At 63.1% G+C, this 11,762-nt stretch carries 13 protein-coding genes; 4 read left to right on the top strand and 9 right to left on the bottom strand.

Features of this window, described 5'->3' with window-relative positions:
- Window positions 1-8 precede the first annotated feature (8 nt).
- Window positions 9-488, top strand: a complete 480-nt coding sequence (locus GWG65_RS04465; RefSeq protein ID WP_275194196.1) for a PaaI family thioesterase — start codon at window positions 9-11, stop codon at window positions 486-488.
- 129 nt (window positions 489-617) lie between these two features.
- Here the strand turns inward: GWG65_RS04465 and GWG65_RS04460 are convergent, their stop codons facing one another.
- From GWG65_RS04460 to purQ, 3 genes are all read right to left on the bottom strand, one after another.
- Entirely contained in the window at window positions 618-2,642 is a 2,025-nt protein-coding gene (locus GWG65_RS04460; RefSeq protein WP_275194195.1) for an FG-GAP-like repeat-containing protein, read from the bottom strand.
- 189 nt (window positions 2,643-2,831) lie between these two features.
- Window positions 2,832-3,803, bottom strand: coding sequence for a tripartite tricarboxylate transporter substrate binding protein BugD (locus GWG65_RS04455; protein WP_275194194.1), 972 nt, complete (start codon window positions 3,801-3,803; stop codon window positions 2,832-2,834).
- On the bottom strand, window positions 3,800-4,501 hold the full coding sequence (purQ, locus tag GWG65_RS04450; protein WP_275194193.1) for a phosphoribosylformylglycinamidine synthase subunit PurQ: 702 nt from the start codon (window positions 4,499-4,501) through the stop codon (window positions 3,800-3,802). The genes GWG65_RS04455 and purQ overlap by 4 nt, the downstream gene beginning before the upstream one ends.
- Window positions 4,502-4,679: 178 nt before the next feature.
- On the opposite strand from purQ, the gene corA reads away from it, so the two are divergent.
- Complete coding sequence (gene corA, locus GWG65_RS04445; protein ID WP_275194192.1) at window positions 4,680-5,696, top strand: magnesium/cobalt transporter CorA; 1,017 nt, start codon at window positions 4,680-4,682, stop codon at window positions 5,694-5,696.
- A 171-nt stretch (window positions 5,697-5,867) separates the two neighbouring features.
- Here corA and purS read toward each other — a convergent pair whose 3' ends face one another.
- Together purS and purC are read right to left on the bottom strand one after the other, a co-directional pair.
- The gene (gene purS, locus GWG65_RS04440; RefSeq protein ID WP_275194191.1) at window positions 5,868-6,107 is read right to left on the bottom strand and encodes a phosphoribosylformylglycinamidine synthase subunit PurS; all 240 of its coding nucleotides are present in this window, start codon (window positions 6,105-6,107) and stop codon (window positions 5,868-5,870) included.
- A 13-nt stretch (window positions 6,108-6,120) separates the two neighbouring features.
- On the bottom strand, window positions 6,121-6,888 hold the full coding sequence (gene purC / locus GWG65_RS04435; protein WP_008974302.1) for a phosphoribosylaminoimidazolesuccinocarboxamide synthase: 768 nt from the start codon (window positions 6,886-6,888) through the stop codon (window positions 6,121-6,123).
- A gap of 308 nt (window positions 6,889-7,196) precedes the next feature.
- On the opposite strand from purC, the gene GWG65_RS04430 reads away from it, so the two are divergent.
- Window positions 7,197-7,520 (top strand): DUF1476 domain-containing protein, encoded by a 324-nt coding sequence (locus tag GWG65_RS04430; RefSeq protein ID WP_275194190.1) that lies wholly within the window; start codon window positions 7,197-7,199, stop codon window positions 7,518-7,520.
- Window positions 7,521-7,531: 11 nt separating this feature from the next.
- Here the strand turns inward: GWG65_RS04430 and GWG65_RS04425 are convergent, their stop codons facing one another.
- The gene (locus GWG65_RS04425; protein WP_275194189.1) at window positions 7,532-8,506 is read right to left on the bottom strand and encodes a LysR family transcriptional regulator; all 975 of its coding nucleotides are present in this window, start codon (window positions 8,504-8,506) and stop codon (window positions 7,532-7,534) included.
- 112 nt (window positions 8,507-8,618) lie between these two features.
- Between GWG65_RS04425 and GWG65_RS04420 the strand changes: the two genes are divergently transcribed.
- Complete coding sequence (locus GWG65_RS04420; protein WP_275194188.1) at window positions 8,619-9,446, top strand: isocitrate lyase/phosphoenolpyruvate mutase family protein; 828 nt, start codon at window positions 8,619-8,621, stop codon at window positions 9,444-9,446.
- On the opposite strand, the gene cynS is transcribed toward GWG65_RS04420, so the two are convergent.
- The 3 genes from cynS to ntrB all read right to left on the bottom strand — a co-directional run bounded on the left by cynS (window position 9,433) and on the right by ntrB (window position 11,754).
- Complete coding sequence (gene cynS / locus GWG65_RS04415; protein WP_275194187.1) at window positions 9,433-9,915, bottom strand: cyanase; 483 nt, start codon at window positions 9,913-9,915, stop codon at window positions 9,433-9,435. The genes GWG65_RS04420 and cynS overlap by 14 nt on opposite strands.
- Window positions 9,916-9,988: 73 nt before the next feature.
- A complete protein-coding gene (locus GWG65_RS04410) occupies window positions 9,989-10,909 on the bottom strand; it encodes an ABC transporter ATP-binding protein (RefSeq protein WP_275194186.1) in 921 nt (306 codons plus the stop codon).
- 5 nt (window positions 10,910-10,914) lie between these two features.
- Window positions 10,915-11,754: a nitrate ABC transporter permease gene (gene ntrB, locus GWG65_RS04405; protein WP_275194185.1), complete on the bottom strand. Its 840-nt coding sequence runs from the start codon at window positions 11,752-11,754 to the stop codon at window positions 10,915-10,917.
- Between the last annotated feature and the right edge of the window lie 8 nt (window positions 11,755-11,762).

Below are 11,762 nucleotides of genomic sequence, written 5' to 3'. Positions count from 1 at the left end.
CCGTTTCCTTGCACGAATTGACCAAAGCGCCGCCGTCCCGCCGTCCCGACCTCCACATTGCCGCCGATGGGGAATTCCAGGGCTGGCGGACCTGGATCCGCGACAGTTTTGAGAGCCATATCGGCCCGTTCTGGCACAAGATCGAGCCGGACGGCAGTGTCCGCAGCGCTTTCAGGGTCGAGAAAAAGCACCTCAACGGCTCCGGCAACGTCCATGGCGGATGCTTCATGGCGTTCGCCGACTATTGCCTGTTTGCGATCGCCACCCACGAGCTGGATGGGCGGGCCGTGACCACAAATTTCGCCTGCGACTTCCTCGATGGTGCACGGGAGGGTGAGCTGATCGAATGCGTGGGCGAAGTCTCCCGCGCTGGCGGCTCGCTGATCTTCCTGCGCGGCAAGATGATGTCCGGCGACCGGCCGCTGCTCACCTTCTCCGGCACGATCAAGCGGATGAAGCGGAAGCCACAAGCTCAGCCAGACGCATAAGGCTCACCCTGCCTTGGCGTGAAGCGCTATTGTTTGGCGTCGTCCGCAAGCAATTTCCGGTATTTCGCGACGTCGAGCGTCACGAACTACCGCACAGCTCCGGCGCATCGGGGGTCATCGACCCGCGTTTCAGGCCGATATGAGGTAGCCGAGCTGGATGGCGAGAGCGTCGTGAATCCCCGTCTGCACGACCTCGGCTGGCTGAAAGCCGCTACTGTTTCCATAGAGCACGCCGACAGAACCTCCACTGTCGAGCGCGGCAATATCGAGGCGACCGTCGCCATTGATGTCACCGACCGAGATCGACGTGGTCGTTTCATCGCCATCCGGCGGAGAACCGTTTGACCAATTAGACGCTGGCTGGAAGGTCCCGTCACCGTTGCCCAGCATGGTGAATACGCTGCTGTTCGCACTGTGCGTCGCGCCGACGATGTCGAGCCTGCCATCGCCATTCAGATCGGCCAGGACCAGATCCGTGGTTTCCTCCGACTGATAGGAGATCGAGTTTAACGGAATGCCACTGGAGAGCGGCATCGCCGCTTGCAAAGTGCCGTCGCCGCTGCCCAGCAGCAGGCTCATGGAGTGGACGGTCTTGCCCGTCGCGAGGTTGTTGTCGTCAAATCCTCCAGTGACGACATCGAGCCTGCCGTCACCATTCACGTCGCCGACGGCAACCGCTTCCGTCATTTCATGATCGACGACGAGGTTTGCCGTCGCATAGGTCATGGGCGTCCCAAAGCTGCCGTCACCGTTCCCAAGCAGCATGCTGACGCTCTCGGTAGAGGCACCGCCGGACCCTGCCGCGCCGACGGTCACGATATCGAGCTTGCCGTCTGCGTTAAAATCGCCGCTCGCCAGCGCGTAGGTGATCTGCGACAGACTGGCGAAGACGGTCCCGGTGCTATAGGGCTTGCCTGCCTGGAACGTGCCATCGCCGTTTCCGAGCAACACGCCCACGCTGCCGGCGGAGAGGTCACCGGTGACCCCCGCAGTCGCGATGTCGAGCACGCCGTCCCCGTTGAAGTCGGCGATATCGAGCGCGTAAGTGTACTCCTGGTTGGGTCCCCACGATGTGCCGTTGTGATAGGTCGATGCGGCGCCGAAGGTGCCGTCGCCATGCCCGAGCAGCACCCCGACGCTGGCGCTCGAGTTGGTACCGAGGCCGGCAAGGCCGGCGGTCGCAATATCTGACACGCCGTCACCATTGAGATCGGCGATGCCGATCGCGGTCGTGTATTCAAGCGTGCCGTTATAGTAGCTTGTACCGTTGTGATAGGGGGCCGGAGCCTGAAATCCGCCGGGCTCATCATGCAACACAACGGCCACTGAGCCCGGGTCTGCCGCGATGTCCGTGAACTCCGCACCCGCCACGATATCCAGGTGCCTCGGTTCGTCGGCGCCATGGATGGTCACGTCGATAACTTGATGCGAGGTGCCGTCCGCGGAGCTGACCGTCAGCAGGTCGTGCCTGACATCATTGGCGGTCAGTGCCTGGACATTGGCCGCGCTATTGTCGAGCGTGTAGCCCCAGACACCGGTCGTCGGGTCGAACGCGAACGTCCCATAGGTGCCGGCCAGCGAAGCAGACGACTGGAACTGACTCTGGCCATGGTCGGGATCGGTGACGGTCAGCGCGCCACGTGCGGCCTGGACGGCGCAGTCCTCCGTCACCGTTCCGGTCGAAGTGCCACTGATCGTCGCAGGATCGTTGACGCCATCGACATGCACGTGGACGTGGGCCTCGCTCAGCCTGCCGTGCCCGAACCGGATCGCATACACGAAATCGTCGTCGATGACGTCCCCGGCCGCCATGGAATTGAAATCAGTCGCCCCGAGCGCAGATAGTGATTGGCTGAGATCGAGCTCGATTTGGCCGTGATTGATGCGGATCAGGTTGCCGTCGTCGGTCGTTTCCCAGGGCGAGGTCCCCTCGCGACCGACGTCCCTTGCCAAAAGCGCCCAGTCGAACCCCCACCCACCACCGTCGTCGATCGAATAGAGCCTTGCGGCGTGGCCCGCGCGATCATTTGCGAGCACGTCCAGCGACAGGACGTTGGTCGTGACCTGATCGACTAGCGCCTGATCTTCGGTCCATGCGAACGAATCGTTCACGGCGTGAGGCAACTTCGAACGCCAGGCTGAGCCGAAGTGCATGATGATGCCTCTGTCCAGTGGTTTACCTCTCCAGCCGCGACGATGTGTACGCGCAGATTGCGACCATTTTTGTACATGGACGAATCCGACCACCCCTGATTGAGCGGACTTTCGGTCAGGCACCATTGATGCGCCACGATCGCTGCACCGCCTGCAAAGAATGAATGATTGTGGATCGAAGCCTTGCGGCTACTTGGCGTCGTCCGCCAGCATTTTCCGGTATTTCTCGACGTCGCGCGACACAAGTTGCTGAAGCAGCTCCGGCGTGTGCTCGTCGGCATCGGGCGCGACCGTCGACAGATCGCCAAAACGCTTCTTCACCGCGTCGGTTTCTACTGCGGTGCGCGCGGCGGCGTTCAGCTTGGCGATAACGGCCGGCGGCGTGCCCTTGGGCGCGAAGAGGCCGTTCCAGCCCTGTGCCTCGAATTCGGGCAGGCCCGCTTCGGCGGACGTGGGCAAATCGGGCAGCGTGGCGAGCCGCACGGTCGAGCCGACAACGAGCCCCCTCACCAGCTTCTCGTTGATCGACTGCGAGACGGACGCTGCCGCATCGCAGACGCCGTCGATCTGGCTGCCGACCGCGTCGGTCAGCGCAGGCGCCGCGCCGCGATAGCCCACCAGTGTCGCCTCGATCCCGGCGGCCGTGACGAAACTCTTGCAGATCAAATAATTCGACGAGCCGACGCCGGCATGGCCGAGATTGATCTTGCCCGGATTGGCCTTGGCGTAGGCGATGAACTCCTTGAGGTCCTTTGCCGGAAAATCCTTGCGCAGGGCGATGATGCCGAACGTTTTCGCCACAATGGCGATCGGCAGGAAGGAGTCCGGCGTGAACGGCAGTTTTGGATAGATCGTATAGGCCGCGGCATTGGTGCCGGCATTGCCGATCGCGATGGTGTAGCCGTCAGGCTCGGCGCGGGAGGCGCGCGCCAGCGCGGTCGAGCCGCCGGCCCCGGCGACGTTCTCGATCACGATGGTCTGGCCGAGCGCAACGCCCATCTGCTCGGCGACGGTGCGGGCGATCACGTCGGAGGTGCCGCCGGCCGCGAACGGCACAATCAAGGTGATCGGACGCTTGGGAAAATCCTGCGCGGACGCAGCAGTCGCGAACGAGAGCACCGCGAATGCGGCGAGACACCGCTTCAAAATGACCGAGATCACGCGGCCTTTTCCAGGTGCTGGACCAGGCCGGCGAACAGGCCGCGGCCGTCGGTGCAGCCCATGATGTCTTCGACGTGGTTCTCGGGATGCGGCATCATGCCGAGCACGTTGCCGTTGTCGTTGACGAGGCCGGCGATCGAATGCGCCGCGCCGTTGATGTTGTGGCTCTCATCGACCACGCCGTCGGCCGAGCAGTAGCGGTACAGCACCCGCCCCTCGCCTTCGAGGCGCTTGATGGTCTCTTCGTCCGCTTCGTAATTGCCTTCGCCATGCGCGACTGGCACGCGGATCACCTGGCCCGCATTGTAGCCGCGGGTGAACGGCGTGTCGGAACGCTCGACGCGCAGATGCACGTCGCGGCAGATGAATTTCAGTTGCGCGTTGCGCATCAACACGCCCGGCAGCAGGCCGGATTCGCAGAGGATCTGAAAGCCGTTGCAGACGCCGAGCACGAGGCCGCCCTTGGCCGAATAGTCGCGCACCGCATCCATCACCGGCGCGCGCGCCGCAATCGCGCCGCAGCGTAGATAGTCGCCATAGGAGAAGCCGCCGGGGACCACCACAAGATCAGTGCCGGCAGGAAGCGACGTCTCCGCGTGCCACACCATCGCAGGCTCGTTGCCCGAGATCAGCTTCAGCGCGCGCGCCATGTCGCGCTCGCGGTTGATTCCGGGAAAAACGAGAATGGCGGCTTTCATGGTTGAGGTTCCGATGGTGGCAGGAATCGGCTTCGCGAGGGGCTAAATCGTGAAGAGACATAACCATTTGACGGGGATTTTACTAGTGCTAGCCTCGCCGGGCCGCCTTGTGCACAGGCCATGGTTATCGCAATTTGGCCATCGCAATTTGGCCGAACGATTTGCCGGGATTGAAACCATGAATGTCCCGTCGCTGCCCACATCCGCCGCCGAGCCGGTTTCCGCCGACGGCGTCGTCGCTGCCGGCGCCTATGTCGACGGACGGCGCGTCGCCAATATCGCCATCAGCGAGGCGTCTAGCTGGCGCGCCAAGCCCGGCCACGTGGTCTGGATCGGGCTGCATGAGCCCGACATGGCGCTGCTCGGCGCCGTGCAGAAGCAGTTCGATCTGCACGAGCTCGCCATTGAGGATGCCAACAACGCCCATCAGCGGCCCAAGATCGAGCAATACGGCGAAGCCCTGTTCATCGTGGCGCGGACCGCGCAATTGCTCGAGGGGCGGATTGCCTTCGGCGAGACTCATATTTTCATTGGTGATGGCTATCTCGTGACGGTCCGCCACGGCGCCTCGACCTCGTATACGGCGGTACGCGAGCGCTGCGAGAGCTGCCCGCGGGCGCTCGCCCGCGGCGAGGATTACATCCTCTATGCCATCCTCGATTTCATCGTCGACAACTACTCGCCGGTGCTCGAAAGCATTCACGAAGAGGTCGAGGGAATCGAAGACTACGTGCTCTCCCACGCCATCACCAAGGCCCAGATCGAGCGCCTCTACATGCTGCGTCGCGACCTGTTGCGGCTGCGGAATGCGATCGGCCCTCTGGTGGAGGTCTGCCGCCGGCTCGAGCACGACGAGCTGTCGATGGTGCGCCCGGCCATGCAAACGCTGTTCCGCGACGTCACCGACCACGTCCGCAACATCCAGGAGCGCATCGATTCCATGCGCGAGGTGCTCGCCTTCGCCTTCGAAGCGAGCCTGCTGGTCGGCCAAGCCCAGGAGACAGCAGTCTCGAAGAAGCTTGCCTCCTGGCTCGCCATCATCGCGATCCCCACCGCGCTCGCCGGCATCTACGGCATGAACTTCAAGCACATGCCGGAGCTGGATTGGGAGTACGGCTATTACGCCGTACTGAGCCTGATGCTGGTGTCGTGCATCGCGCTCTACTGGCGCTTCCGCCACGTTGGGTGGCTGTGAGGGCCGGCGGCCCTCGCCCGACTGCGCGTGTTAGCCACTCCGGCTCCTCGTCCTGAGGAGCGCGCCCTCTGCGCGCGTCTCGAAGGATGAAGGCCGAGTTGCAAAAGCCGGGCCTGCATGGTTCGAGACACGCATTCTGCGCTCCTCACCATGAGGATTTACGAGGCGGACTCAGACGATCTCGACGCGATAATTCTCGATCACGGTATTCGCCAGCAGCCTGTCGGCGGCATCCTTCAGCGCGGCTTCGGCCTTGGCCTTGTCGGCGCCGGCAAGCTCGATGTCGAACACCTTGCCCTGGCGGACGCTGGCGACGCCGTCGACGCCGAGCGACTTCAGCGCGCCTTCGATGGCCTTGCCTTGCGGATCGAGGATGCCCGTTTTCAAGGTAACGGTGACACGTGCCTTCACGTCGAAATCCCCTTTAGCTCTTCACCAGTACCGGGCCGGAGCCCGCCGGACGCTCGTTCTCCATCAGAATGCCGAGGCGCTTGGCGACTTCGGTATAGGCCTCGAGCAGCCCGCCGAGATCCCGGCGGAAGCGGTCCTTGTCGAGCTTCTCGTTCGACTTGATGTCCCAGAGGCGGCAGGAGTCCGGCGAGATCTCGTCGGCGACGATGATCCGCATCATCTCGTTCTCGAACAGGCGCCCGCACTCCATCTTGAAGTCGACGAGACGAATGCCGATGCCGAGGAAGAGACCGGTGAGGAAGTCGTTGACACGGATGGCGAGCGCCATGATGTCGTCGATTTCCTGCGGCGTGGCCCAGCCGAAGGCGGTGATGTGCTCTTCCGACACCATGGGATCGTTGAGCTGGTCGTTCTTGTAGTAGAATTCGATGATCGAGCGCGGCAGCTGCGTACCCTCCTCGATGCCAAGGCGCTGCGACAGCGAGCCGGCCGCGACGTTCCGCACCACCACCTCGAGCGGCACGATCTCGACCTCGCGAATCAACTGCTCGCGCATGTTGAGGCGGCGGATGAAGTGGGTCGGCACCCCGATGTCGTTGAGGTGCTGAAACAGGTACTCCGAGATCCGGTTGTTGAGGACACCCTTGCCCTCGATCACCTGATGCTTTTTCGCGTTGAACGCGGTGGCGTCGTCCTTGAAGTGCTGGATCAGGGTACCGGGCTCCGGGCCTTCGTAAAGAACCTTTGCCTTGCCTTCATAAATGCGACGCCGACGGCTCATGGGGATGTACCGTGTTTTGTTGAAATCCATGTATTTGGTGTGCTCCGGTTTACGAGAACTACGACCCACGGCGGAGCTGCCGTGAACAGCCCGGAACCCATGGAAACAGAACAGGAACCACGCCTTCAGGCAACCTATCCGATTGGCCGTCCCAGCACAATCGATCCGGCCCATCCGATGCCAACTTATACCGCCTTGCCTGCGGCTTAACGGCCCGTTGTTTTGCCGATTCGTGCCCCCTATCTAGGCATGCACCGGGGATGCTGCAACGAGGCGTCCCGCTTCATTCAGCAGGGTTGGAACAAGGCATGAGCACGTTCGACAAGCGCGAGGAAGGTTTCGAGAAGAAATTCGCTCTCGACGAGGAGCAGAAATTCAAGGCCGAAGCCCGCCGCAATCGGCTGCTCGGCCTGTGGGCGGCCGAAAAGCTCGGCATCACCGGCGATGCGGCGGCAGCCTATGCCAAGGAAGTGGTCGCGGCCGATTTCGAGGAAGCCGGCGATACCGACGTCCTGCGCAAAGTCACGGCCGATTTCGCCGCCAAGAACGTTGCCATCACCGAGCAGGCGATTCGCGCCAAGATGAACGAGCTGGTGGCGGTGGCAGTCGCCGAGGTGAAAGCGGGGAAATAAACCGCTGTTTTCTATCTGGCGCGCCGGCGTGCAATTGTCTTGCGCGCCGGCCGTTGCTTTCCGGGCTGCCGAATCGTCATGGCGTCGGTTGCGCCGTAATGCCGCCGGATGGCCTCCAGCAAATGCTGGGCGGCCAGGCTCAAGAACCCGCCGCGCCGCGTCACGACGGCGATGTCGTGGCTGGCGACGAGATCACCGACCGGGATGGCGGCGATGGCCGCAGACCTCAACTCCTCGGCCACGTGGCTTTCTGCCAGCAGCGCGAGGCCGAAGCCGGACTCGACGAGTCTCTTCTGGGCGGTGAGGCTGTCGACTGCCGTCCATTCAACATCGCCCAGGCCGCGGGTCAGAAACAGCGCAAAAACGTGCGCGGCCGCGATCTCGCGCCGACCTGGGATTTCGGGAAACGCGATCCAGCGTTCGCCGCTGAGCTCGGCGAGCCGCTTCACACGCTTGCCGGCGAGAGGATGATCAGGTGCGCAGACAACCTGCAATGTCTCGGTCATGACCGCTTCGCAGTCGAGGTCGCGCGAACGATCCATGTTGTAACGCAGGCCGACCGTCGCCTCGCCGCGGCGAACGAGACCGCTGACCTCCGCGCTGGTCGCGGTGCGCAGCGTGAGCGCGACACCGGGATTTTCCTTCGCGAACCCCGTCATGATCTTCGACAGGCGACTGTCGGCGAGCGTGCCGGTCACGGCGAGCGATACCGGACCGGCATTCTGTTTGGTCAGCGCCCGGATCGCCTGTTCGGCGTCCTGCGCGGCAGCGACGGCGCGCTCTGCGTAAGGAATCAGCACCCGTCCCGCATCGCTCAGCAGCGTGCGACCCGCCACGCGCTCGAACAGCGGCACACCGAGGTCCTGCTCCAACAGCGCGATGCGGCGCGAGATCGCCGGTTGCGAGCGGTGCAGGAATTTCGCAGCGTTCGAGATCCCTCCCCGGCGGTGAACCGCCAGGAAGGTGTTGAGGGCATCGCTGTCCATCGCCGCCACCTCATGCAAAAAGCTGATGACGTCAAGAGAAATAACAAATTTGTTGGATGGCGGAAAGGCGCCTATGGCTGATGCACATCGATCAGGATAACCGGAGCGATCAATGACGAGCCAATTGGAGAAGGCCAAAGCGTTTCGGGCGCTGCACACACGGCCAGGCGCCTTCATCATTCCCAACCCGTGGGATGCCGGCACGGCAAAACTGCTCGCGGCGATGGGTTTTGAGGCGCTCGCGACGACAAGCCTCGGTCTTGCCAACACGTTCGGCAGTTCGACGGTCAGCCTTGATGCCATCCTCGACAATTGCCGCGCGATTGCCGCCGCAACCGAACTCCCGGTCAGCGTGGATCTCGAGAATTGCGGCGCGCATGAGGCAAAGCGCGCAGCGGACGCGATCCGGCGCGCTGCCGAAACCGGCGCTGTCGGCGGATCCATCGAGGATTCGTCCGGTGAGCGAGAATGCCCGATCTATGATTTCGCGTTGGCCGTGGAGCGCGTGCAGGCCGCAGTGGAGGCGGCGCGCTCCCTGCCCATTCCGTTCACGCTGACGGCCCGGGCCGAAAATCTTCTGCACGGGCGCAACGACCTCGACGACACCATCAAACGGTTGCAGGCGTTCGAGGCCGCCGGTGCCGATGTGCTCTATGCACCGGGCGTCCACGACCTCGCAACGATCAAGACCGTGGTGGCGTCATTGAAAAAGCCCTTCAACCTCGTCATGGGCTTTGCCGATCCGGCGCTGACCTTGCCGCAACTGGCGGCGGCCGGCGTCAAACGCATCAGCGTCGGCGGCGCGATGTCGCGATACGCATTGGCCGCATTCCTGAAGAGCGCGCGCGAGATGAAGGAGAACGGCTCCTTCACCTATGTTCGCGAAATGGCACCGATCAAGGAACTGCGCGACGCGTTCGCCGCGGTCAGCCTTCCTTGAAGCCGTATTCCGGCACGTTGCCGCTGGCGCCGTAATATTTGTACGGCAGGAATTTGCCGGACATCGTGATCTTGACGCGGTCGCCCTTCGGATTGGGCAGGCGCTCCATCACCATGTCGAAGTCGATCGCAGACATGATGCCGTCGCCGTACTCCTCCTCGATCAGCGCCTTCCACGCCGGGCCGTTGACCATGACCAACTCGTAGAAGCGATAGATCAGCGGATCGGTTGGCGGCATCGGCATGCCGCGCATCGGCGTCTCGTTCAGCATCGAGACCTCCGACTTCGACAGGCCGAACAGTTCGCCGGCGTTGGCCGCCTGCGGCTTGGTCAGCTTCATCTGGCCGAGGATCGCGCCGACGATCAGCACCTCGGAATAGCCGCCGATCTGCTCACAGATGTGCTTCCAGCTCCAGCCCTTCTCGCGCTTGATGTCGAGCAGCTTTTCGGTCAGGTCTTCGCGTTTCATGTCAGGGTCTCCTCTAAAAGCATGATCCGGAAACGTGTGGAGCGGGTTTCCGAAGATCCATGCGTCTCCAAAATCAGGCGGTCAGGCCGGGACTGGTCCCGGATGTCCAGGTCGGTCGTTCTTCGTCGCTGGCGGCGATCGTCAATCCAGGCTTGCCGATGTGTACGACGGGCACGTTGCGCGGATCGTGATCGGGCTTCTCGGCCGCAAAATTCTTGCTGCGGCTGACCAGGAAATCGACGATGTGGTTGCGCAGCGCGTAATACAGCGGGTGCCGGTGCAGATCGGTGCGGCCGCGATCCTTCGGCAGCGGATTTTCGACGACCTCCGCCAGCACCGCGCCCGGACCGTTGGTCATGAGAAAGATCTTGTCGGCCAGGTAAATCGCTTCGTCCACGTCGTGGGTGATCATGAATGCGGTCTGCCCGGTCTCCAGGCAGATCCGTCGCACCTCGTCCTGAAGCGTGCCGCGCGTCAGCGCGTCCAGGGCCGAGAACGGCTCGTCCATCAGCATGATCTTTGGCGTGATCGAGAGCGCACGCGCGATGCCGACGCGTTGCTTCATGCCGCCGGACAGCTCCGACGGACGCTTGTGCTCAGAACCCGTCAGGCCGACGAGATCGATGAACGTTTGCGCGTGCGCCTTCACCTTGGCGCGGTCCCAGCTGCGCCATTTCGAGGTGACGGCATAGGCGACGTTGCCGAGCACGGTACGCCAGGGCAACAGCGCGTGGCTCTGGAAGATCACGGCGCGGTCGAGACTGGTGCCGGAAATGGCCTGGCCGTCGACGATCACGGCGCCCTCGCTTGGCGCATCGAGGCCGGCGAGGATGTTGAGCACCGTGGTCTTGCCGCAGCCGGAATGGCCGATCACGCAGCAAAACTCGCCGCGCGGCATCGACAGCCACAGATTCTCGAACACGGCCGTGGTGCCGCCACCCGCGCCCGGATAGCGCTTTGCGATGCCTTCGATGGAGATGAATTTCTCGGTCATGGCCCCTACTCCGGAAACGTGACCATGCGCGTGAAACGCGCCAGGATCTGGTCGAGCAGCATGCCGACGATTCCGATCAAGAGAATCGCGATGATGACGTTGGTGATCGACAGATTATTCCACTCGTTCCAGACGAAATAGCCGATGCCGGTCCCGCCGACGAGCATTTCGGCCGCGACGATCACGAGCCAGGCGATGCCGATCGAGATGCGCATGCCGGTCAGGATCGTCGGCGCCGCCGCCGGCAGGATCACGGTGAAGGCGCGCCGCAGCGTGCCGACCTCAAGCGTGCGCGCGACATTGATCCACTCCTTGCGCACGCTGGCGACGCCAAAGACGGTGTTGAGCAGCATCGGCCAGATCGAGCAGATGAAGATGACGAAGATCGCGGAGATCGAGGAATCCTTGATGGTGTAGAGCGCGAGCGGCATCCAGGCCAGCGGCGAAATCGGCTTCAGAACCTGGATAAATGGATCGAGCGCCTTGCTCAGCAGCGGCGACATGCCGATCAGGAAGCCAAGCGGAATGGCGACGAGCACGGCCAAGAGATAGCCGGTGCCGACGCGCGCGATGGAATAGCCGAGCTGGATGCCGAGCCCCTTGTCGTTCGCCCCGTTATCGTAGAACGGCCGTCTCAAATGCTCCCACAGCTTTGCCCCGACATCGAGCGGGCCCGGCATCGCGGATTTGCCCTGCGTCGCGGTCAGGCCCATCAGCTTGGCGTATTCCGGGCTCATCGTGGCGACGGTACCGGTCGAGCGCGTGGCGAGGTGCCAGATGCCGAGGAATCCGGCCAGCAGCACAATGGAGACGAGGCCGGCGCGGAGGCGGAGGGAGGAGGTCATCTGGCAAG

Origin of the sequence: Bradyrhizobium sp. CSA207 (genome assembly GCF_029051685.1) — a bacterium.
GTDB lineage: Bacteria > Pseudomonadota > Alphaproteobacteria > Rhizobiales > Xanthobacteraceae > Bradyrhizobium.
Note: the sequence above shows the minus strand (reverse complement) of the source record. Positions and strands in the feature narration are given on the sequence as shown.

Excerpts from the sequence above, each read along its gene's own strand:
- GWG65_RS04460 (WP_275194195.1), bottom strand. The coding sequence starts at position 2,642 with ATGCACTTCGGCTCAGCCTGGCGTTCGAAGTTGCCTCACGCCGTGAAC.
- purQ (WP_275194193.1), bottom strand. The coding sequence starts at position 4,501 with ATGAAAGCCGCCATTCTCGTTTTTCCCGGAATCAACCGCGAGCGCGAC.
- corA (WP_275194192.1), top strand. The coding sequence starts at position 4,680 with ATGAATGTCCCGTCGCTGCCCACATCCGCCGCCGAGCCGGTTTCCGCC.
- purC (WP_008974302.1), bottom strand. The coding sequence starts at position 6,888 with ATGAGCCGTCGGCGTCGCATTTATGAAGGCAAGGCAAAGGTTCTTTAC.
- GWG65_RS04430 (WP_275194190.1), top strand. The coding sequence starts at position 7,197 with ATGAGCACGTTCGACAAGCGCGAGGAAGGTTTCGAGAAGAAATTCGCT.
- GWG65_RS04425 (WP_275194189.1), bottom strand. The coding sequence starts at position 8,506 with ATGGACAGCGATGCCCTCAACACCTTCCTGGCGGTTCACCGCCGGGGA.
- GWG65_RS04420 (WP_275194188.1), top strand. The coding sequence starts at position 8,619 with ATGACGAGCCAATTGGAGAAGGCCAAAGCGTTTCGGGCGCTGCACACA.
- cynS (WP_275194187.1), bottom strand. The coding sequence starts at position 9,915 with ATGAAACGCGAAGACCTGACCGAAAAGCTGCTCGACATCAAGCGCGAG.
- GWG65_RS04410 (WP_275194186.1), bottom strand. The coding sequence starts at position 10,909 with ATGACCGAGAAATTCATCTCCATCGAAGGCATCGCAAAGCGCTATCCG.
- ntrB (WP_275194185.1), bottom strand. The coding sequence starts at position 11,754 with ATGACCTCCTCCCTCCGCCTCCGCGCCGGCCTCGTCTCCATTGTGCTG.